The organism is Pedobacter sp. R20-19, from assembly GCF_000708265.2.
Classification (GTDB): domain Bacteria; phylum Bacteroidota; class Bacteroidia; order Sphingobacteriales; family Sphingobacteriaceae; genus Pedobacter.
Window position 1 is genome coordinate 148,141 of record NZ_JCKI01000009.1, and the last position, 23,535, is coordinate 171,675.

Sequence of the window (23,535 nt, forward strand, 5' to 3'; positions counted from 1 at the left end):
CCTATGAAGAAACACATTTCAAAAATATGTCTGCTGTTGCTTTGCCCATTTTTTGGGCAGCAACTGGCAGCGCAAAGCTTAAGCTTTACACCTGAAAGGCCCTTACAACAGAAAAAAATCACCTTTAGTTATCAACCTAAAGGAGGCGATTTAGAGTTTAGTGATAATGCGAAAGCCACAATGGCATTTTACAGTGATTTTAAATGGCATACCACAAATGTCATTTTAAAGAGAGCAAAAGATAACTGGGAGGGCGAATACTTGCTGCCAGCAAAGAGTGCTTTTATTGCGCTCAGGTTTTATCAGGGTGATTCTATTAATCCAGAAGCTACAGATAATAACAAGGGCATGGGTTATTTTAGCCGCACCTATTTAGAAAACAAAAAAGACGTTCCAGGTAGTTTTCTGGTTGAAGCTGCTTTTCATAGTGGCCTTACAGGTAACTGGAGCCTAAATAGTTTTTTAAATCCGGTTAAGGATGCTGCAATGGTAGATTCCCTGTTAAAAAAAGATGCTAAGTTTTTGCAAAACAATTTACGTAGCGTTTTATTTACCTATCTGGATCTTAAACGCCTTACCATGTCTGCTACGGATTTTGATGTTTTTGCAGATGAAACGATAAAGAATGAACTCAAAAAAGGGAATCTGAATGAGGACTTGCTTGCCGAAATGCAACGCTATTACCTTAAAATAAAAAACACCAAGGCGGCTGATCTCTTAGCGCAACAGATTGAATTAAACTATCCTAAAAGTGGTACAGCAAGATTGTTGTTATATAAAAAGGTAACTGAAGAGAAGTCTGGCGAAAACTTTCAAGCAGCCGCTGAAGATTACTTGAAAAGATTTCCGTATGTGGAATGGAAGAAAAATCCAGATGAAAAGGGATTTATCTACTACTCACTTTATAGAGGTTTGGCTGCAAACTATTTTGAAAGCGGACAAACAGAAAAGTTTTTGTCGCTTTTTAAAGATATCGATTTCAAAACAGCCAATGAAATCTATCGCTGGAACCTGACGCGAGGTGAAATGGCTGGTAAGGCAGACCGTAAGATGCTGTATGGTTTAAGTCTTAAAATTATACCGTATTTAATTGATCATCAGAAAGACGGATCTTATTTAATCGATTTTGATCATGACCAGCAAAAGGCGCAAGACAATGCCGATAACCAGATGAACGATCGCCTTTTTACTCATATTATCCTGGCAAAAGATCAGCAGGATTATGCTGGGGCCATACCGTATTTTAAATACCTGTCAAAAACAGGCATGTACAGCAATGCAGATTTAAATGCCATGCATGTGTATATTTTGGAAAAGCTAGGTGATGAGAAATCCGTTAAACCACTACTGGAAAACAGTGTAGCTGCGAATGCCGTTACGCCGGCCATGTTTGAAAAATTAAAGCAGGTTTATATGGATGCGCACAATGGCAATGAAAATGGCTATCAGGAATACATTTCAGCGCTGATCCCGGCAGATAAAAAAAATGAGATGCGTATTCATGTGATGTCTAATATGGTGGATTACCCACTCATTCCTTTTAGTTTGGAAGATGCAGATGGTAAGATGGTTCATTCAAAAGATTGGGCTGATCAAATTGTGGTAATTGATTTTTGGGCAACGTGGTGCAGGCCATGCATTGAAGCTTTCCCAGGTATGCAACTTTTGGTTGATCAGTATGCAAAAGATCCGAAAGTTGCCGTATATATGATTGGTACCATGCAGTTTGGTGACTATAAAGCAAAGTCTGTTAAGTATGTACGAGACAATCATTATCGTTTCAATCTCTTGCACGATGCGGTGGGGGCAAAGGGCGAACAGGATCAGGTTTTTAGAAGCTTGACACCATTGTTCAAATCATCTGCTATTCCCCGTAAAATCATCGTTAAAAATGGTAAAGTGCGCTACAGTTCTGAAGGTTATTCAGGAAGTCCAAGTCAGTTGCGCGATGAATTATCCATGGCTATAGAAATATTAAGAGCAGAAAAATAATAAAAATGAAGGGAAAGAAAATATTATGGAGCATGCTGTTGCTATTGATTGGCTACAATGCCCAGGCGCAGATGAATCCAAAAATTAAGTTGCAAGATGCGCTTAAGCTGATACAGGATAATTATGTAGATCCGGTGAATGATGAACAAGTGGTAGATGTGGCTATTAAAGCGATGTTAAGCGATTTGGATCCACATTCCAGCTACATCAGCAGAGAAGAAGTTGAAGCAATGAATGCATCAATGGCTGGTAGTTTTGCTGGGATCGGTATTCAGTTTGCCATGGTAGCCGACAGTACTTTTGTTACGGGCATTAATGCTGATGGACCTGCAGCCAGAGCAGGTTTACAAGTAGGTGATCAGATTACCAAAGTAGATGGAAAGTTAATTTTTGGTGTTGGCCTTAAAAACCAGGATGTGATGAATCGCCTGAGAGGCGAAAAAGGAAAGGCAGTTGAATTAAGTGTTGTTCGCAAATTTCAACCTGCGCCATTAACATTTAATGTAGTAAGGGCGCAAATTGCAGAACTGTCTATCACATCCTGTTACATGGTTAATAAAAATATTGGTTACATCGCCCTATCTATTTTCAGTCAGTCTACACGCCGGGAAATGGATGAAGCCTTAAAAAAATTGAAGGCTCAAGGCATGACTAAACTAATTTTAGATCTACAATCTAACGGAGGCGGTTTGGTAGAAGCAGCAATTGGTGTTGCTGATGAGTTTTTATCTAAAGAGAAAATGGTGTTTTATTCGGTAACCAATAGTGGCGTAAAAGATCACTATTTAACAGGAGGTTTCGGACAATTTAACACGGGAGATTTAGTCGTCTTAATTGATGAATCTACCGCTTCCTCCAGCGAAATCTTAACAGGTGCCTTACAGGATTGGGATCGTGCGGTAATCGTTGGAAGAAGAAGCTTTGGTAAAGGTTTAATGCAAAAAGGGCTGCAACTTGCTGATGGATCAGTTATCCGCTTAACTGCAGCCCGGTATTATACCCCATCTGGCAGATCAATTCAGAAACCCTATGCAAAAGGCAAAACAGATTATTTTGAAGATTTTAACAGAAGAATGGCATCTGGCGAACTCACCGAAGGCGGCCATATAAACTTCCCTGATTCTTTACGATACAGTACACTGGTTAATAAACGCACCGTTTATGGTGGTGGTGGCATTATGCCTGATAAATTTGTAGCTATTGATACAGCGCTTTATAGTGCCTGGTTAAATAAACTAATGAATAGTGGGCTTGTTACTGCTGCTGCATTTAATGATGTGCAACAAAATCGTGAAAGTTTATTAAAAACTTACCCCACTTTCGAATCTTTTAACGAAAGTTTCACCATCAGGAATGCCATGCTTAACCACATTTTTGATTCAGCAACTGCCCGCAAAATAAAACTACCCGCTAAAACAGATGTTGCCGCTCAAAAAGCAATTGCGGTAGAATTAAAAGCAGAAATGGCAGATATGTTATACGTAGGGAAATCTTACGCCATTCAGGTGAGAAATGAAGCGAATAATTCATTTGATACCGCACTCTCGCTGCTAAAATCTCAGGCTGATTATAATGGCCTGCTGGATGGAAAGCAGACAACAAAAACAAAATCTACAGGTAAAATTTCAAAGAAATAAAATATGAAAAAGATAATACTAACAGCTATTACAGCCATGAGCACATTGATGTGCTTTGCGCAAACAGGTTACACTATAAAAGGTCATATTGGTAAATTAGGAAAACCTGCTAAAGCATTTCTATTGATTGATATGGAAGGCAAGCAACAACTGGATTCGGCTGTTTTGGTAAATGGCGCATTTACTTTTAAAGGTACCGTTCCTTCACCCATGCAGGCTACACTTCGCCTTAAGCACGATGCTGCAATTGATACTCCGGGTAGAAGGGTAAAGGTTGATGGAATGGCGATCATCTTAGGTAATGAAAACATCACCATTACCGGAAAAGATTCTTTAAAAAACGCCATTATAAAAGGTTCTACATTAACAGATGAAAGCAAAAAAGTAGATGAATACCTGAAGCCTTTTTATACCAGTTATTATAATCTGAATAAAGAGTATGCAGCACAACCTGAAGCTAAAAAACAAGACCGGGATTATATTCTGGATTTGGAAAAAAGAGCCAGAAAAATCGAACAAGAAATTGTGGATGCTAAGATTGCCTATGTAAAGCAGAATCGAGAAAAGTATATGTCTTTAATGGCATTGAACTCTACGCTAAGCCCCGGTTTTGATGCCATAGCAATGGAAAAAGTATACCTCGGTTTGAGTACTGATTTAAGAAATTCTTATTTTGGAAAGCAGGTAGGTGAACGTATTGCCACTTTCAAGAAAACACAAGAAGGGGTGGAAGCTACAGATTTTACACAACCTGATGTGGATGGTAAACCTGTAAAACTTTCTGATTTTAAAGGTAAATATGTATTGATCGATTTTTGGGCATCATGGTGTGCTCCATGCAGAAGAGAAAACCCAAACCTGGTTAAAGTATATGAGCAATATAAATCTAAAGGATTTGAAATTTTAGGTGTTTCACTGGATAAAGCTACTGACAAAGCTAAATGGATGAAAGCCATTGCTGATGATAAATTAACCTGGAAACAAGTTGGAGATTTAAAAGGGTGGGAAAATGATGCAGCGATGAAATATGAAGTGAAGGCTATTCCGATGAATTTTTTAATTGATCCTTCTGGTAAAATTATTGCAAAAGAACTTCGTGGTGCAGCGCTTGAAGCGAAGATGAAACAAATATTTGAAGCAAAATAATCAGTTTTATAGTTAATGATGACAATGCAGGTTGATGGATGTCGCCTGCATTTTTTGTTTAATCTTTTCAATGTTTGGTTTAATCAAATAAATGAATCTAGTTTCATCTTATTAATTTATACGATTGTATATAAGAAGAAAATGGATGATTGCTTTAAAGATAAGCTGATGATAAAATGGATTATAAGGTAGACGGACGGATATAAGCCTCCAATAGATCTTTTGGTAACTTTTCATCCAATCCAGGATAAATTTCACGGAAATAATTAAACCTTAAGGTGTGATTACACATTCTAAATAGCGTGTTTCTATTATTGGCATCTTGCATCATCTTGAGGTAGATATGTTCGATCATATGTTTTAATATGTATGGGAAATAAAAACCGATTTCTTCCAGCTTCTTCTGACTAATTTCAAGCACTTCAGCATACTCAATGGCTTCAATAACAAATACTTCAGGGATGATTTCCTTAATGTCAGCAGGTTTTATTATACTTCCAAAATGGCCCAGCCAGATATTTATTCTTTCATTTTCTTCCGGGATAAAAAAACCATTCAGTATGCCATAGATTACGAATAGTATTTTGTCATCCTCTTTTTGATGCGTAAAGGAGAGCTGTTCTCCGGGGTTTATTTTGATCAGTTTGGTATGTTTGTATACCTGCTTTAATTCCTGTCGACTCATGTTAAACGCACTAAAAATTCTTAAAAAAGCCCTTGCCTTAGCTATATTCATTTTTACTTCTTTTAAATAAAACATCTTGAATTCTAATTTTTTAATGTTTGAAATGATTCTTATACCCATCAGATTATTGATGAGAACTTCTAGGTTCCATGATTAAAAAAGTAAAGACATAATTTGTCTGTTATGCCGGGTTGCTGAATGATTTGAGAATGATTGTTAGCGTATCTATCTAATAAAATAGCAATTAATAAATAGACCAAAGAGCCATTTGAATTAGCGTAAAAATTGGGAACAAAATCTACAATTGTAGAACAAAATCCCCATTTATTATTAGCGTTCATTATTAAAGATTCGGGATGGACAATTAAAACTTAAAGCTTTCAGGAATAAAAATAGGGATTTTAATCCCTATTATACAATAAATATTTTCTTTTTATTGCGCATGATAATTTTTGCATTAAATTGTGCCAAACTGGTTGATGAAAGGGAAGCATAAACGCAATGAACGGGGGATATCGATTCTAGCTAAAAATATAAGAAGATACAGAAAACTCAAGTCACTTACCATTGAAGAATTATCTAACCTGATTGATGTCGATTATTCCCAAATCAGTAGAATGGAAAGGGGCCTGGTTAACCCTAATATATCAATTATTTTTGATATTGCCGATGCCCTAAATGTTTCTCCCGGTCTACTTTTGGAAGAATGCACTGATTAATTTCAAATATAAATTCTATTTTCTTCACTGGTTTTGATGCGCTACAAAAGGTATTTACCTTTAATAAAAAAGCTTTATTATCGAACGATTTAAGAGCAAATCAGCGTGAATTTATAATTTAAGAAAAAAATTACGACTTGATTGAAGATTATTTTTTTATTGCAATTAATGATCTTTTTTAATAGCATAAAAAAAATATTTAAATAAAAGTATTTTGACCTTTATTTTATGTATGGTTACTTGTAATAATTTTATTTTAATTGTACTACAAGTATCTGTAGGTTGGTATTAAATATATGATTTGTAAAACTTCGTGGATTAGCCTTACTTTCAGATTCAGCATTTAACTTTACGAAGTTCTTGCGACACTCCGTCCCACCGAAACATCGTAAGTCGGGTTGGTAAACTGGCGAAGTTTTAAAGGGCGGGAGTGGGGGCGAAACTTCGCCATTTTAGAAATAAGGTGATTAGCAAGCTGCCACATTCTGCATTTGGACTTACGAAATTCTTCCTGCACACAAGCCACCAAAACTTAGTAAGTCGGGTTGGTAAACTGACGAAGTTCTTCTGGTACTCAAACCTTTTGAAATTTGGTAAGTTGGGTTAGCGAACTTTAATTGATTGCATTAATAAGAAAAATATCTATTTTCTTCCGCTGATATAGATAAAGGGTCTAACCATGTGCTGTCCGTCTTTAGTCATTACCTCTTCTGTCATTTGTATCACTTCAAGATCTCCGAAACCCGCTATCCTGTACATCGTTTTTATTTGGTTCAGCGTGTAAAAAGTAAAGTCAGTCTGCGTCCAGGGAAGATCTTTTCCAAATTTTTGTTCGATAAAAGACAGGTTAAATGTTCCACCTAGACGCAATGTGCGATAAATCTCTTTAAAGGTGCTTAACGGATCACTCCAATAATAGATAGTATTAGCAGTAAAACAGCAATCAAAAAAATCACTTTCAAAATTTAATTTTTCACCTTCTTTAATATTAATGAATTCAGCATGGCCTTCATTTATTTTTAAAGCCTGTACTAAAGGAATTTCATCCATCGGTTTATCTGAAAAGCTAACACCATAATAGCCAATGCCTTTAGCTTGCTGAAAAAGAAAAGGTAAATGTCTGCTGTTGTTACATTCAATTTCCAAGATAAAAGAATGGTTTGTCAGCTTTAGTTCTGCTATAGTTTGGGAGATGATATTTTGATTCTGATGTTGGATTTCAAGATTTTTCTTTCTTTTATTATCGTATTTAAAGTCCTGCCTTTGTTTACTTGTTTTTTTATATTCGATTGATTTATCCATATTGCTTTGTATCCTTTTCTCTAAAAATCTATTAGTGTTAACTTTTAGCATTAATCGTTCGGCAAAGGTGAATAATGACTGGTGAAGGGATTTACACAAAAAGGATTTTTTTTTACAGGAAATGTAAATTTTAATAATCGTTTCGTCAAAATTCCTTTTTTTTCATGATCATTGTTACTATGGGTATTAATGTTGGAAAAGATTATGGGACCTGGAAAAATGTTGGTGGAAGTTTTGAGCAGTTTCCAGATCAGAAACAATTTATTAAGGAAAGTAAAGACCAATACCATTTTTCATTCAGTGATGCTGAATTATTTCAAATAACCACTCCAGATCTTTATATCGTTTACGGAGATATTTTATTTAAACAACAGCAACTATATTTTAGTCCTGCAAATGATGTTCCAGACATGGTGAAGTTGCGTTTTACCCTATCTGGAAATGGAATAATATACAATAAAGTAAACCAACAGCGGTATCACTTTAGTTCAAACCAGCAAAATATAATTTATATGCCTGAACTAGATGGTACAGGAGAATATAATACACAGCAGAATTACCGATTTTTTGAAGTACATTTTGCGAAGGAAAAGTTTTTGCAACTGGCAGAAAACTCCAATAAGGCACTTCAGGTTTTAGCTGATCACCTGGATATTGGGCATTATACACAGGTTGCAGAGCAAGACTTGCCGATTACCTGGGCCATGCAAAGCTGCATTCAGGATATTCTCAATTGTACCTATACAGGTAGATTAAAACTCTTGTATATTGAGTCTAAATGTACAGAATTGCTGGTGCTCCAGGCAGAGTCCTTTGAAAAGGCAATTAATAATCATTGTGTAGCTTTACCATCTGCCTACGATAAAGATTGCATTTTACACGCAAGAGATTACTTGATAGCAAATATTCACCAACCACCATCTGTTGCTGAATTGGCAAAGGTATGTGGTATTAATGAATTTAAGCTTAAACAAGGTTTTAGAAATATGTTCGATAAAAGCGTATTTGGTTATTTAAGTGACCACAAATTAAACCATTCCAAAATGCTTCTTCTTCAGGGTATACCCATAAAATCTGTTGCTTTTCAGATGGGCTATTCCTCTGTTCAGCATTTTAGTAATGCGTTTAAGAATAAGTTTTCGGTTTCACCAGGTATGGTAAAAAATTTGTAGAGAAATTTGATTGTTTTTGTGAAATCTTAAACAATATCCTCAACATCATTTATGTTTAATGGTTCGTTTTGCATCTATATGGGGTTTGCTGTTGCCTTTAAGCAATAGCATGTGGCTAGCTAAACAGCATATAAACCCTACGCAACCCATTAAACTATAAACATATCCCACAGATAGTTTACCTGCAATTAGTGTAAAAAATAAAATCCCTAGAGAAACGATACCACTATCTGAAATCAGTACTGACATTACTTTTCCTCTGATTTCTGATGGGGTGTTGAGCTGAAAGATGCTGCGGCCTGTACTTCTAAATAACTGACTCATTAAGCCCAGGACAAAAAGGGTTAAAAAAACCGCTAACAAAGTATTCGCAAAGCCCAATAAAAATAAAAAGAAGCAAGAAAGCATACCCATCCATGGCCATAGTTTAAGTAATTGATCTTGGGTGATATACTTCAGCAATAGTCCGCCAAGTACCGCACCAAAGGCTTCGGTTGCGCTAATTAATCCAAATGATTTTGCATTCAAATGCAATACATTTTTTACCATTAGCGGAAGCATTGCACCAAATGGGAAAAGAAAAAACATGAGCGTAACACTCAATATCAAGCTATTGCGCAAAACAGGAGATTGCCTGATGTAAGAAATTGCAAAAATGTAGCCTTTACTTGCAAGCTCCTTACTGGTGTCATCTTTGTGAATGGGTATGGCAGGAAGTAAAAATAGGATTAGAAAAGAGGGTATCTGTAAGCAAAAATCTGCAATTAGTAATGGCGTGATGGACACGACTGATAGCAAGTATCCGGCTAAAACCGGAGCAAAAATGGCTGCCAGGTTTAAACTGGAAGCATAAAAACCAACAGCCTTTGCAATGTTTTCTTTTTTAACAATATCTGGCAGTAGCGCATTTCTGATGCTAGGCTCTGCACTGTCAAAAACATTCCTTAAAAAAACAACTGCTACAATATAAATCCAGTGTAAACCAGATAGGTTCCAGATGACTAATATTTGCAAACCTGTAGTAATCATTAACCCGGAATACACACCAATAATCAGCTTTTTACGATCCATTCGGTCAGCAAAATAACCACCAACAAAACTCATGAAAAATCGGGGAACAGTTCTCGCAAAAAATACCCAGCCCAGTACTTCTGCAGATCCAACTGAATCTACAATATACCACCCCAACGCAGACAGTGTCATATAATCACCCAATGCACCAACGAATGAACAGATCAAAAATTTAGGGTAAAACGTACCTGGCAGATCTTGATCTGCCAGGTTGTTTTCTTTTTTTTGCTTTAAAAATAGGGCCATCAGCTAATATTAAACATTGGATTGGGAATGGCCTGGTATAGCGTTTTTTCGGCAATGCGCATGCTCAACAAAGGTTTTATCATTAGTGTAGGACTAAAAAGCAGTTTACAAAAGTCATTTTTTTCCTGCTCTGGCACTTTGCAGCATTGAATAATCCGCATACTTGTCTCTTTGACTTTTCCCCAAATCTGTTGTTCAGGTATTGTATAAGCACTGGCCGTACAACTAACAATTCCACCGATCAGGTTATTGAAAAGTGTATGCATCAATTCGCTAACAGTATCTTTGTAATTCATAAAAGTTGATGCTTCTCCATAAAAAAGGTGTTTCTTTTCACTAAATGACGGGGCAGTATTAACCACTTGTACACTGCCAAGATCCCGGTAAGCGAGTGCACATACCTGGTGAGATTCATCAAAAACAATCAGGGTGTTTTGTCCGTGAAGATCCAGTGCAATACCTTCATAAAGAAATACTTCCAAAGGCATAAGTAAGAGTGTCTCAATCAGCTGGTCAAGGTAAGCTTCAATCGATAATTTAGACTGATCGATAAACTGACAAAGTAGTGGGATTGGATGTAATTTAGTAGCGTGTGTTAAAGCTCCTGCAACCACCACCGTTTCTCCAGGTAAACAATAATTAATAGGATCATTTCTTAGAAGAAAAGACAAGCCAGGATTTGTTTCTCCCTCCATTTTAAAATGCGCCGCACACACATCGCTGATCATTCTCCCTTTTTTATTGACGATAGAAGGAATCTTCTGGGCCATATCCGTAATTAGTTTACTAAATTCAATACCATTATATAAATCACGTAGGGTTAAGGATCTTTTTACACTGGTTGCCTGAATGTTGATGGGAACCTTAATATGATAGAATGGCTGACCTGGAGTTGATGGTAAAAATGCTGTTCTCATGGATAGGGTTGGCAAAACTTCTATAGTTTCATCTTCAAGTTTAAATAAAGCTCCACTATTGATATGTGCTTGATAGGTTTTAGAAATCACATGTTCATACTGCCAGGGATGAACCGGCATAATCAGGTAATCCTCCGCTTGTTGATATGATAACAGTTCTGCACTGTATTTCGTCCAGCTATCTATTTCATTAGAAAATATCAGATTTGACCGGTGAACAGCAAGGAGTTGTAAATTAACCTTTGGCGAAAATTCCGGACTGTAAGCGCTCACATCTTGCCTGGAAAACCCCATTTTGGTTTTAGCACAAACATGAATAGGATGGCCTTTAAAAGGTATGATTTCTGAATATAGTAAAGTTTCCCTTTGTTGAAGAGCAGTTTTTTTTGCTGAAATCAGTGTTTTAACATAGTAGCTAATCTCTTCGTTATGCTCTGTTTCATGATCAAATGCCATAGCCAGATGATGTAAGCAGTTATCGATTTCTGCCCTGATTTTTTCGCTACAGGCATCATCCGTTTTCCATAAATCCAATATACAGTTCAACAGTGCCATCACATCAAGCTCCGTTAAATCACCATCATTTCTAAGTAATACCACGGATAAGTAAATGGTAACATTCTTTTCCTTGGTTTCTATGCAGGTTAAAATTCCACCATTGGAGGGAAGAACAATCCGTCTTACTTTAAACTGATCGTTAACGGTGGTTAAAATACGCTGCCGCTGATCTGAACTTTCATTAATTAGCGCATAGAGCAATCTTTGCATCACTTCCTGATAAGCTTGAGTGTAACCTGTCGTTTCAGTTTGAGGCAAAACAGTGGAGTATGATTGTTGTGCTGAGTTATTCATGATGGGCTTTTTTAAATAAATAGTCAAGGTATTGTGAAACTACCCGTCTGGATTTTCCTTCAGTTGGGTACTCATGATCGACCATGCTGGGCCGGATGTTTACTTCGATTATGGCAAATGCAGACTCGCGATATGATATCGAGATGTCTTCACATCTGAGGTCGATGCCAATAACATCAATGGCTGTTATCTCCGCTATTTCCCTTGCAAGCTGAAGATTATCAGGATGAATATCTTCTGTTTGATCAATGGCCAATGCACCGGCCCAACCATTTCCACAATAGCTGATATAAATTTTTTCACCTTCTTCGGGAATGTATTGAAAGTTTAGCCCCTGCAACGCCAGTGCCCGCGCTACATCTTCCATGGGAACCGGAGAAAGCATTTTAAAATTCCGATCATAAACGGCTGTGCCTTTGGTTTCCCTTTTATTATTTTCAGTTGCGATCAGCTGGTCAAGTTGATCTTTTCCATTGCCGGTTACATAAGCCCATTCGTTTAATAATACGCCAGCAAGTTCATTTCCAATCAGTAATATCCGGTAATCTTTACCTGCTGCCTGCCGCTGAAGAATGGCATGACTACTTACTTGTCTAACCTTTAAAAAAGCCTGTTCCAGTTCTTCTGTATTAGAAACATTCATGTGAATTTCAACCCCTTTATTAGTGTCGAATGGTTTAATTACCAAAGGTTTATGTTTCTCCAGGAAGGAGTTGGCATCGTGCTGAAGATCAGCGCAAAACATAAACTCTGGGATAGGAATCCCGTGGCTTTGAAGCAATGTATTGGTGGCCAACTTGTTTTCTGAAATGGTAGCTGCCATATGGCTGACGATTGGAGAAACGCCGCGGTTAATGAAAATTTTACGGTTTCCTTTTTGAAGCACAAAAATTTCTTCATCTCCAGGCACCAGCAGCTCACAGCTGATGCCTTGTTCTTTACATCTTTCCTGTATCAGAACACTATGTATATTTTTAAATCGCATGTTAATCGGTAGATTGAGGTTTGATTTATCTTTTAGAATTTCATAGCAACAGAACCAATAATTTGTCTCAGCATTTGTGGTTGTGCATCACTGTTCCAATACTTTTGGTTGGATAGGTTATTCATTTTAACGGAAGCAGTCCAGGTTGGTTGGTGATAACTAACAGTTGCATTCAACACTGTATAAGAAGGTATGGTAATGGTATTTGCAGCATCCCAGTATACATCGCTTACATAATTGCCTCCAAAGCCACCACCAAAATTTTTCAATAATCCGCTAACACATTGGTAATTCATCCAAAGGTTAAAAACTTCACCGGGTGCACCGGCAACTTTTTTTCCGATCAGTGAGGACTCACCTGATATAAATTTGTTGCTGTTTCTGGCATATCCGGATAGGATGTAAAAATGGTCAAAAGGCTCTGCATTCAGCTCTGCTTCAAACCCTTTGCTTTTTTGTGTACCACCTTGCAGGCTGAAGTTATTGATGTCGGTATAAGTAGCATGATTAACTTTGATGTCGTAAAAGCTTAAAGTAAAACCTAAATGTTTATTTAACAGATCTGTTTTTACTCCACCTTCCCATTGATTGGCTTGCTTTGGTTTTAGTCTGAGCGTACTTCCATCAGGCTGGGTAACCGGGCCCTGATTTAAAAAACCATTCATGTAATTTCCAAAAACAGAAACTTTCTGATCTACAATTTGATAAATCATTCCGAATTTAGGAGATAAGGCCGTTTGCTGGTAATCATCTTTTACTGGCTGGTTATATTCAATACTGGCTTTATTTACAAACTGATCTAATCGTAAACTTGCCATCACGAGAAGGCGCTCGGTTAGATTAATAACATCAGAAGCATAAAGACTATAATTAGTTTGCGTGTTCTGATAGTAGCCTGGCTTAGTCGCTGCCATCAGCGCATTGGCACGCTGGGCAAATAATGGCGAGAAATTTTTATTTACATTAATGGTATCATAGTTAAAATAAGCATAGTTTAACCGGGTGATGGTACTGGTAAAATCTGCACCAATCACTGCCCGGTTACGCATTTTACCTATTTTAAAATCGCCATTAAAATTCTGTTGAAATTGAATGAAAGATAGTGTACGGGCACTATACATGCCGATATTCCTGGTCATGGTAGAATCTGTGAGCCATCTCGGATAAAGCTGATTGGCATAATCTACATAACCATTACTAAAATTTAAATTGGTAGATGAAACCCATTGATCAGACAATTTGTAAGTTGCCTTGGTAAAGAAATTTGAAATGGTTGTTTTAGAATCCACATCATCACCCCCTATGTATTTCTTGTAATCAATTGGAATATCTTTGAAATTTTTAAAGGTGGTATTAGGTCCAAATGATGGATAGGGTTGCTGTGTTCTGGTTACTGCTGCAAATTCAGCATCAACCAGGAAAGTAAGCCGGTCGTTAATTTTATAAAGAAAACTTGGTGCGGCACTTATGCTTTTATAACGTCCAATATCCTGAAAGCTATCTTCTGCATGATAAGCTGCATTCAGCCTGAATAAGGAAGTTTTTGATGCATTTAATGGAGTGTTAACGTCGGCAGTAATTCGCATCAGGCCATTGCTGCCTGTAAAAACGGCTACCTCAGTTGCTGTAACAGGATTTGGAGTTTTGGTAATTTTATTAATTAAACCACCAAATGATATGGCACTAGAACCGAACAGTGTTCCGGCCGGCCCTTTTATAACTTCAATCCGCTCAATATTAATAGGATCAGATTCTGCCCGATATTGAGTAACCATGCCATTTCGGATGGCATTTCTAGTGTCGAATCCTCTTATCCAGGCACTTACTGTACCAATAGGGGTGTAATAAGCGACCACTCCGGCTGCATTATTAATTACATCCTTACTATTAAGAGACAATTGATTTTTAATAAGTTCTTTTGGAATAACAGTATAAACTTGTGGATTTTCCAGGTTTTTCAATGGAATTCTGGCTACCTGATCACTTTCCTTATCAATATATTTGTGCGCCCTCAGTGCATTCACCGCTACTTCTTCCAGTTCCTTTGTGGTTTCACTGATTACAAAATCCACATTTACGTTTTCGCCATATTTTATCTCAACATTTTTAGACTGACTTTGGATGCCTATAGCAGAAAGTTGAATCATTTGATTTCCTAAAGGGAGATTTTTGATTTTATAATAACCACTTGCATCTGTCAAAGTCCCGAGTGACTTTCCTAAAACAGTTACGGTAATACCGGTGGCAGCATGCCCATCCGTAGTGGTGATTTTTCCTGTAATGGTTGCTGGCTTTTGTGCCTTAACCATCAGTACTGAGATCAACATTAAAAAAAGTACGAGTTTGGTTTTCATATCAATTTAAGCTTAAATAAACACTATAGTTATTTAGACTGAATAAAAATAGTAGCCAAAGTTGTGTAATATTTTTGATAGATCAAAAATAATTTTTGCTGAATATTTACAGCCATACGTCGAGGATTCTATAAACAGGCACATTTCAGAAATCAAAAACATCGTTTTTAAAGTTTTTATTTTTAATCATTCTAAATAAATATTACTTTTACGGCGAGATGTTCAAAATAATTGATAAGGGTATCGCTTTCGAAATGCCATTTGATGAGGAAACATTCAAGGCTGTATTTAAGTGCTTTTGGGAGCGGGTTTTCACCATTTGCCATCACTATACAGCGGATAGGGACGATGCGGCTGATCTGACACAAATGATCTTTCTTGATCTATGGAAAAACCGGATGAATCTGGATACAGATAGTAACCTGGAACATTATTTAAGCAAAGCTGCACGCTATCAATCATTTGCTTATTTGCGTAATAAAAGCACCCGGCAAAAACACATTAAAATCCTCACACCCAAAAGCGAACAGCATGCAGATGCCAATCCTCATACCATTATGGAAACTGCAGATACGCAGGCATGGCTAAATGAAGTAATTGCTCAGTTACCAGAACCATCCAAAACGGTTTTTATGCTTAATCGCTTTGAGCATTTAAGCTACCGTGAAATTGCAGCAAAACGTAATATTACCGAACACACTGTACAATACCATATCTCCAAATCACTTCACTTTATCAAAAAGAAACTTAGCAATATTGGCTATCAATGGTAATTTAATATGCTGTTATTCAGTTTGTTGTGTTTGTTCTACAAAAAAAAATATTTTTTGACTAGCATATCCATTCAATGCCGCTATTATATAGTTGTATGGAGTATATCGACCCAAAATTATTAGAAAAGTATGCTGCCGGCCAATGTAGTGAAAGTGAAATTGTAATGGTAGAAAAATGGCTAAATGATCAACAGGATTTACCTTTGATCGAAGCATCAGCTTTCACGGCAGCGGAGCATCAAGAAACCGAAGCCTTTTTATGGTCGCGGATAGAATCAGGGCGGCGCATCAATAAAAATAAATTCATCATATTTAATAGCGGATTTGGTGCCGCTATTGCGGCATGTATGGTAATGGCTATTGCAGCTATATTTTACCTGACTTACCGCTCAAAATCTAATTCCTCGAATCTGATTACTTTGCAGGCAAAAAGTGCTCACATCGATACACTTATGTTAGCTGATGGTAGTCGGGTTATTCTGAATGCTGGCGCGAAACTGATCTATCCCAAAGAATTTATTGGAGCTTCAAGAGAAATACAATTGCTTGAAGGCGAAGCCTTTTTTGAAGTGCAGAAAAATCCTGCGAAGCCCTTTATCGTTCATACTGATAGTACCGAAGTGAAAGTGTTGGGTACTAAATTCAATATTAATAAATCTAGAAGTAAAATCTCAGTGATTTTAAAGGAAGGGAAAGTCGCTTTCAAAAAAGGAAAAGATGCTGTTATTCTTTTGCCAGGCCAAAGAGCAGTATATAGCAATGCAAATGGTATTTCAACTCCTGATCAGGTTAATCTAAATCAATATTTATCGTGGCGGGCTGGAACACTTTGGTTTGAAGACCGGCCAATGGATGAGGTACTGGATGCTTTGGAAAAAAGATATGACCTTAACTTTGTCGTAAAGCAACCTCATATCAATAAATTATTGTTTACAGGAAAAATAAAGTCAGAAAACGCAGCCGAAGCTTTGAAACTCATTATGCTTAGTTCAAATCTTCGATTTAAGAGTAGTGGCGACCGAACCATAAATGTGTATTAGCACAAACAGATTCATCCAATAGCTAGAAATCAGCTGCGATGATCATCAATGTAAAATTCAATTTCTATTCACAGATTTTATAAAATAAACATCCGGATATGGATAAAATTTGCCAGCATTTAAGGCAAGCCTACAATGCTATTTTCTTTTTCTTCTTATTAATATCTTTCGATGCTAATGCCCAAACACAGCAGATTTCCATCGCAAATAAACCGGCGGGCTTAAAAGAAATCTTCAGTCAGGTAGAAAAACAAACTGAGTTTACCTTTATCTACACCCGGACTAAAGGAACCATTAACCAAACGATTAATCTGAGTAAATCCAACTATACCATAACTGAGCTTTTTCATGAATTGGAAATGCGGTCAGGGATCAGCATTAGAATGAGTGGGAATCATGTTATTGTGAAGGAACAAGCCAGCGGTATATTAAAAGGACTGGTAAAAAATGAGCGTGGAGAAGCTGTACCATTTGCAACACTTGTTGTAGCAGGAAGGATGGTTCAAACGGATGAAAAGGGAAATTTTTTAGTTGTCACTTTGCCCGAAGGCCATCATATTTTAACGGTGTCATACATGGGATATGCAACACAGAATAAGGCATTTGAACTTAAAGCCAATCAAACTGCCTTTCAGGAAATTATATTATTGCCTGATAATAAAGCATTAAATGAAGTCATCGTGAAAGGAAAAACAGAAGCCCAAAAATTTCAGGAGCGGGGATATCATGCCAACATGCTTGATGCCTCTAAGTTTAACAACTCCACCAGAGATTTAAATCAATTATTAAATGCCACCAGCGGCATCCGTATTAGGGAGCAGGGCGGATTGGGATCTAATTTTAATTTTTCCCTAAATGGGCTTTCCGGCAAGGCTGTACGTTTCTTTATCGATGGTATTCCGATGGAAAACTACGGTGTGGGAATGGCTTTTAATAATATTCCTGTTAACCTGGCCAGTAAGCTTGAAGTGTATAAGGGCGTGGTGCCTGTTGAGTTAGGTGCAGATGCTTTGGGCGGCGCCGTTAATATGGTTACTGGAAAAGGGACAGGTAATTATATCGATGCGAGTTACAGTGTTGGGTCTTTTAATACGCATCGTGGTGCCTTAAGCAGTCAATATAGAAATGATTCCACAGGCTTTATCATGAAGTTATCTGGCTTTTATAATTATTCGGATAATAATTATATGATGTATAGCAATCCGAAGTACGATGCCAGTATTTTATTGCCCGATGGTGCTGGTGGCTTTGAAGAAAGAAATGTGAAAAGGTTTCACGATCGTTATCGCTCGGCTATGGTACAGGGAGAATTGGGATATGTTAATAAAAGCTGGGCAGATGTATTTATGGTGGGTTTCCTCTATAATAACCATTATAAGCAGTATCAAACAGGAGCTACACAAGATGTGGTTTATGGGAAGATTGACAGAAGAGGAGATTACATGATGCCATCGCTTCGGTACAAAAAGAGCAACCTGTTGCTGAATGGACTTGATGCTTCGGCTTTTTTAAGCTACGGAATTGATAACTATGCTGTTACAGATACTTCTAAAAGTACTTTTTGGTGGGATGGAAGCCCGTCTAGTATCAACAACAATCATGGTGAATTTGCCGCAAACATTCCTACAACCATTACACATTTCAGAAATGCATTTTTATTAAGCAGGCTCAACCTGGCTTATCAGGTAAATGATCTTAACAGCATTACTTTAAATTACAATTTTAGTAATGCCAATCGCAAAAGCAATGAAGAACTTAGTGCTAAATCCTATGCAGAGGCCGGACAATCAAAGTCTGTTTTAGGAATGGCCTGGAAAAATGTAGCCTTTAACGGCAGGCTAAATACTACGGCATTTGCCAAGTTATTTCATTTTAACCTGAGTATTGCGGAAACAATTGATGCCAGGAATCCAATGGCAGCACAGCATAAAAATTACAACGATTTTGGGTATGGTTTGGCCAGCAGGTATGCGCTAAGTGAACATATTGGCATCCGGGCATCGTATGAACATGCTTATCGGCTGCCCGAGCAGGTAGAAGTTTTGGGTGATGGGGTGAATATTATCGCCAATCTAAACATCCGCCCAGAAAGTAGTCATAATCTTAATCTGGGTTTGGATGTTTCGGCCACACACGAGCAACATTATTACCGGTTTGATCTCTCTGCTTTTTACCGGAATGCCACAGATTTTATTTATTCTATTCCATCCGGAAGCTTCAGTTCTCAATACCTAAATGAAGGAAAAGTAAGGATTTTAGGAGGTGAGGCTGAAGCACAATATAAATTCAGTGATTTGATAGAGTTAACACTCAATGCAAGTTATCAGCGATCTGAACAAACCCAGGAATACATTTATGGTACACAAACCAGGTATGCAACCTATGGCAATATGATTCCCAATCAGCCCTGGTTATTTGGTAATTTATATTTCTCTCTTGGTAAAAACGACTGGCTGGGTAAAGATACACGGATACAATTCGATTGGTCTACCCAATATCTGCATAGCTTCTTTTTAACCTGGGAGGCATGGGGAAGTGCGCAATCCAGAAATGTGATTCCTTCTCAATTGCTCCATAATGCTGGTATTACCTATTCTTTAAAACAAAAGAAGTATAACATTTCCTTTGAATCCAGAAATCTGGGCGATGTGCTGGCTTATGATAACTTCAGACAACAAAAACCAGGTAGATCGTTCAACCTTAAGTTTCGCTATTTCATTCATTAATCAATTATTTACTATTCAATTCAATATTCATGAAAACTAAAACAATCAAGTCTTCTTTAATCATGCTCTCTATTCTTTTTTTGGGGCTGACTTTTCAGTCTTGTAAAAAAAGTACCTCGCCAGATGAGCCAGAAATTATTACCGAAAGCACTTTTGGTATTGGCGGTTTCCTTTTAAATCCATCCAGCACTTACGTATTACAAAATGGCTCACTGAGTACCGGAGAAGCTTCATTTATCGGTAACGGCGCAAATGTAACCAGTGTGGAGCCGGGTTTCCTCGCCTTCATTGCCAAAAACGGAAATTATTATTCTTATAAATCCAGTCAGAATACTTTAACCAAATTCAGCTATGTGAACCAAACCATGCAAAATGTAAAATCGATTCCATTTGTATTAGCAAACGGGTATCGTTATGGCCATTATTGGGTAGATGATAATACGCTATTAATTTATTCACTTGGAGGTGATTATAAAATTCTTAATGTAGAAAGCATGTCTGTTACAAAAGAAGGAAACTTCAATTTGCCAGCTAAAGCAGGATTAACCTTTGCAATGGTAGGTTTCGTTCATGTAAAGGATAATAAAATTCATGTAGGCTATTATTATGGAGATGATAATTACCCTGCCGCAGTAAAAGCGGGTAAAACAAACTGGGCAACGGGTACGGCATATTTTGCTGTTTACGATTATCCCTCAGTAAGTAACCCTGTTTACAGTGAAGATACGCGTTCTACCGTTCCTGGAAATGACCGTAATGGTGTTTTAAAGACTTTTGTTTATAACGATGATCTTTACATTTTAACAGCTCCATTTGAAATGGTTGGGCAAAACTGGGATAGGCCACATGGTATTTATAGAATCAAGAAAGGAACATCGGTTGTGGATCCGACTTACTTTTTAAACCTTTCCGCTCAATTAAATGGTGACCCTATTTTAGGTGGTGGTTATGCTGGTAATGGGAAATTGCTGGTTCGTAGAATTCGCATGGATCTGGCTCCAACCTGGAATTCTTATGGATTTGCCAATACACAAGAGTTTCATATTGTGGATATGGCAACAGGATCAATCACCAAATTGAATGTGCCTTTAGCTAAAAGCCAACCCACTGCTCCAAATATTCTTGCTGATAATGGTAAGATTTACTTTCCGGTAAATACTAAGGATATAGATGGTAACTTTTATCTCTACAATTATGATAGTGCAACAGGGGCTGTTAACAAAGGAATAAAGATTAATGATATAGATGGTGTAAACGGTCTTTACAAAATAAAGTAAACGCTCATCTCATTGCCAGGGAGCGTAATCAGCTCCCTTTTATTTCATGTCGAAAAAAAATAAATCACTTTTTAGAAGAATCAGTAACTGGTTACACCTCTGGTTAGGTCTGTTTTCAGGAATAGTTGTTTTTGTGGTTTGTTTAACCGCTGCAATTTGGGTTTTTAGAGATGAAATGACAGATGCATTTACGCCCGGTCAGAACATCCTTGAGCGGCAAATGGAATTTCTGAAACCATCAAAACTAACGGAAGCCGGAAGAGTATATATTGATAGCATACAGCAAAATCATTCAGCTGTAATCTATAAACTCGAATACCGCACAAGAGATAAAAGCAGCGTTATCGGTTACTTTAGCGAAAAAGATGGTGCATATCAGGAGCTTTTCATTAATCCATATTCGGCAAGCATACTATATCACCGGACGACTGAAACGGGAATTGCCAGCTTTAATAACTTCTTAAGATCAGGGCACCGTTTTTTTTGGCTTCCGAGGCCTTTTGGCAGCTATTTCGTTGGCAGTTGCTGCATTATATTTCTGATTACATTAATCACCGGCCTGATCTGGTGGTACCCATCTAAATGGAATAAATCTACCTTTAATAAAAGTTTTAAAATTAAATGGAATGCCAAATGGAAGCGCCTGAATATTGATTTGCATAATGCGCTGGGTTTTTATAGCCTTATTTTTATCATCATATTAACGGTAACCGGTATCGTATTTACTTTTAAGTGGTTCGATCATGGCTATCACTGGTTGATTACAGGTGGCAACCCAAAAGTAGAATACCCAAAAAAGAGCGTTTCTGATACAACGGTTGTTCAATCAAAATATCTGCACCCGGAAGATGAAATTTGGAAGCACTTCAAAAGCGAAGGTAGAATAAGGATGATGTATCCGCAGGATCGGCAAGATGTTTTTATGATTTATATTCATCCAACAACTGGTCATAATGATTTAACTAAATGGTATGCATTCGACCAAAAAACACTGCAGAAAGTAGGAGAGATGGATTCGTCAAAATTGTCGTTTGGAACTAAGGTTTACAAGGCCAATTTTGATATCCATGTTGGCACTATCGGTGGGATGACCACTAAAATCATTGCAGCGTTGGCATCTTTGGTGGGTGCATCGTTGCCCATAACAGGTTTTATCATCTGGTATAATCGCAAATGGGGCAAGAAAACTAAAAAGCTTTAATTCACAAAATTAAACTTATACATAGAAAATAAAATTCTTTAATTATGAGTATGTGTGCATTTTACGTTCATTATTAAAGAAAAAGGGGAATCATCCAATGGACGATTCCCCTTAAATCTAAATTAACGCTCTCCATATTAAGACGCTTGTGTTAGCCTATTATTGTGTAGGTGATTTAATTTATTTTTATTTATGTAAGTCTGTTTACAAACGCCACCTCCAAAGGAGAGGGCGTTTGGTGAGGCCTCAATAGAAAGTTTTCATCGACAGAAAACTGACGAAGTTCTCCTCATGCACAGTCCATCAAAATTTCGTAAGTCGATTGAGCAAACTTGCGAAGTTTCAAAGGGCATGAGCGGTTGAAAAACTTCGCCAATTTAGGGTAAGGTTTAGTTGTTAATGATTAACCAACTTCATCGCACCTTCACTATAGCGCTCACCAATTATTGGATATTGTTTAATCAGTTCATCAATAGCTTTAAGATCAGCACCTGTTAGGTTAACATCAATCGCACCCACATTTTCTTCCAGGTATTTTCTTTTTTTAGTGCCAGGAATAGGTATGATATTTTCCCCCTGTGCTAAAACCCAGGCAAGGGCAAGTTGAGCGGGTGTGCAATTTTTATTTGCTGCAAGTGCAGAAAATCCGATAACCAGTTTATTGTTATTCTCCATGTTTTCTGGCTGATAGCGAGGCAAGGTCCTTCTGAAATCATCATCGGCAAGGGTGTCAACGTTGAGCGTATTGGTTACCAGACCACGTGCCAGGGGGGAATAGGGCACCAACGAAATGCCAAGTTCATTAACAGTCTGTAAGATTTCCTTTTCCACATCTCTGGTCAATAGCGAATATTCACTTTGCAATGCTGAAATTGGATGTACCGCATGTGCCTTTCTGATGGAAGCGGGAGATGCCTCACTTAGCCCGAGGTAGCGCACCTTACCTTCTTTTACCAATTCTGCCATTGCGCCAACAGTTTCTTCAATCGGGATATTTGGGTCAACTCTGTGCGCATAATAAAGATCAATAGTATCAATCTTAAGTCGTTTCAGGCTTTGTTCAATAGCTATTTTTATCCAGGCAGGAGAGCCGTCGAAATAAGTACCGGTTGCATTGCTCGGGCCAGCAATTCCATCCTTAAAACGAAATCCAAATTTTGTTGCAATAAATATCTTATTGCGATTGGGTACCAGTATTTTAGAAATCAGTTCCTCATTGGCACCGTTCGCATACATATCTGCAGTATCCCAGAAGTTAATACCGACATCAAGTGCTTTTTCTAATGTGGCTAAACTTTCCTTTTCATCTGTAGGGCCATAAGCAAAACTCATTCCCATACAGCCCAGACCAAGTGCTGATAGCTGTTCGCCTGTTTTTCCAAGTGTTCTATATTTCATGATGATTAAATTTTGTTTTTCAAATGTAGGTATGGAAGCAAT

Annotated in this window: 17 protein-coding genes; 10 read left to right on the forward strand and 7 right to left on the reverse strand. The window is 37.5% G+C overall.

The window, feature by feature from the left end:
* Positions 1 to 3: 3 nt before the first annotated feature.
* Genes AN34_RS19860 through AN34_RS21480 form a run of 3 tightly spaced genes read left to right on the forward strand, consistent with a single transcriptional unit; the run spans position 4 to position 4,775 of the window.
* A complete protein-coding gene (locus AN34_RS19860; RefSeq protein WP_029288541.1) occupies positions 4 to 1,992 on the forward strand; it encodes a TlpA disulfide reductase family protein in 1,989 nt (662 codons plus the stop codon).
* 5 nt (positions 1,993 to 1,997) lie between these two features.
* The gene (locus tag AN34_RS19865) at positions 1,998 to 3,629 is read left to right on the forward strand and encodes a S41 family peptidase (protein WP_051666745.1); all 1,632 of its coding nucleotides are present in this window, start codon (positions 1,998 to 2,000) and stop codon (positions 3,627 to 3,629) included.
* Positions 3,630 to 3,632: 3 nt separating this feature from the next.
* On the forward strand, positions 3,633 to 4,775 hold the full coding sequence (locus tag AN34_RS21480) for a TlpA disulfide reductase family protein (protein WP_029288546.1): 1,143 nt from the start codon (positions 3,633 to 3,635) through the stop codon (positions 4,773 to 4,775).
* 181 nt (positions 4,776 to 4,956) lie between these two features.
* Here the strand turns inward: AN34_RS21480 and AN34_RS19875 are convergent, their stop codons facing one another.
* On the reverse strand, positions 4,957 to 5,511 hold the full coding sequence (locus AN34_RS19875; RefSeq protein WP_157263360.1) for a hypothetical protein: 555 nt from the start codon (positions 5,509 to 5,511) through the stop codon (positions 4,957 to 4,959).
* 428 nt (positions 5,512 to 5,939) lie between these two features.
* Between AN34_RS19875 and AN34_RS19880 the strand changes: the two genes are divergently transcribed.
* A complete protein-coding gene (locus tag AN34_RS19880) occupies positions 5,940 to 6,179 on the forward strand; it encodes a helix-turn-helix domain-containing protein (RefSeq protein ID WP_051666746.1) in 240 nt (79 codons plus the stop codon).
* Positions 6,180 to 6,821: 642 nt separating this feature from the next.
* Here the strand turns inward: AN34_RS19880 and AN34_RS19885 are convergent.
* The gene (locus tag AN34_RS19885; RefSeq protein WP_082468474.1) at positions 6,822 to 7,532 is read right to left on the reverse strand and encodes a class I SAM-dependent methyltransferase; all 711 of its coding nucleotides are present in this window, start codon (positions 7,530 to 7,532) and stop codon (positions 6,822 to 6,824) included.
* Positions 7,533 to 7,645: 113 nt separating this feature from the next.
* Between AN34_RS19885 and AN34_RS19890 the strand changes: the two genes are divergently transcribed.
* The gene (locus tag AN34_RS19890) at positions 7,646 to 8,653 is read left to right on the forward strand and encodes an AraC family transcriptional regulator (protein WP_051666747.1); all 1,008 of its coding nucleotides are present in this window, start codon (positions 7,646 to 7,648) and stop codon (positions 8,651 to 8,653) included.
* Between the two features lie 45 nt (positions 8,654 to 8,698).
* Here the strand turns inward: AN34_RS19890 and AN34_RS19895 are convergent, their stop codons facing one another.
* Genes AN34_RS19895 through AN34_RS19910 form a run of 4 tightly spaced genes read right to left on the reverse strand, consistent with a single transcriptional unit; the run spans position 8,699 to position 15,078 of the window.
* Complete coding sequence (locus AN34_RS19895; protein ID WP_051666748.1) at positions 8,699 to 9,970, reverse strand: MFS transporter; 1,272 nt, start codon at positions 9,968 to 9,970, stop codon at positions 8,699 to 8,701.
* Complete coding sequence (locus AN34_RS19900; RefSeq protein WP_029288557.1) at positions 9,970 to 11,739, reverse strand: IucA/IucC family siderophore biosynthesis protein; 1,770 nt, start codon at positions 11,737 to 11,739, stop codon at positions 9,970 to 9,972. Before AN34_RS19900 ends, AN34_RS19895 begins: the two co-directional genes overlap by 1 nt.
* Positions 11,732 to 12,724, reverse strand: a complete 993-nt coding sequence (locus tag AN34_RS19905; protein ID WP_051666749.1) for a hypothetical protein — start codon at positions 12,722 to 12,724, stop codon at positions 11,732 to 11,734. Before AN34_RS19905 ends, AN34_RS19900 begins: the two co-directional genes overlap by 8 nt.
* Before the next feature lie 32 nt (positions 12,725 to 12,756).
* Entirely contained in the window at positions 12,757 to 15,078 is a 2,322-nt protein-coding gene (locus tag AN34_RS19910; protein WP_029288561.1) for a TonB-dependent receptor, read from the reverse strand.
* A 218-nt stretch (positions 15,079 to 15,296) separates the two neighbouring features.
* On the opposite strand from AN34_RS19910, the gene AN34_RS19915 reads away from it, so the two are divergent.
* From AN34_RS19915 to AN34_RS19935, 5 genes are all read left to right on the forward strand, one after another.
* Complete coding sequence (locus AN34_RS19915) at positions 15,297 to 15,851, forward strand: RNA polymerase sigma-70 factor (protein WP_029288563.1); 555 nt, start codon at positions 15,297 to 15,299, stop codon at positions 15,849 to 15,851.
* Positions 15,852 to 15,946: 95 nt separating this feature from the next.
* A complete protein-coding gene (locus AN34_RS19920; protein WP_029288565.1) occupies positions 15,947 to 16,891 on the forward strand; it encodes a FecR family protein in 945 nt (314 codons plus the stop codon).
* 98 nt (positions 16,892 to 16,989) lie between these two features.
* On the forward strand, positions 16,990 to 19,617 hold the full coding sequence (locus tag AN34_RS19925; RefSeq protein WP_051666750.1) for a TonB-dependent receptor: 2,628 nt from the start codon (positions 16,990 to 16,992) through the stop codon (positions 19,615 to 19,617).
* A 29-nt stretch (positions 19,618 to 19,646) separates the two neighbouring features.
* A complete protein-coding gene (locus AN34_RS19930; protein WP_029288570.1) occupies positions 19,647 to 20,894 on the forward strand; it encodes a DUF4374 domain-containing protein in 1,248 nt (415 codons plus the stop codon).
* Positions 20,895 to 20,940: 46 nt separating this feature from the next.
* The gene (locus AN34_RS19935; protein WP_051666751.1) at positions 20,941 to 22,095 is read left to right on the forward strand and encodes a PepSY domain-containing protein; all 1,155 of its coding nucleotides are present in this window, start codon (positions 20,941 to 20,943) and stop codon (positions 22,093 to 22,095) included.
* 396 nt (positions 22,096 to 22,491) lie between these two features.
* Here the strand turns inward: AN34_RS19935 and AN34_RS19940 are convergent, their stop codons facing one another.
* Entirely contained in the window at positions 22,492 to 23,493 is a 1,002-nt protein-coding gene (locus AN34_RS19940; RefSeq protein WP_029288573.1) for an aldo/keto reductase, read from the reverse strand.
* Positions 23,494 to 23,535: the final 42 nt, after the last annotated feature.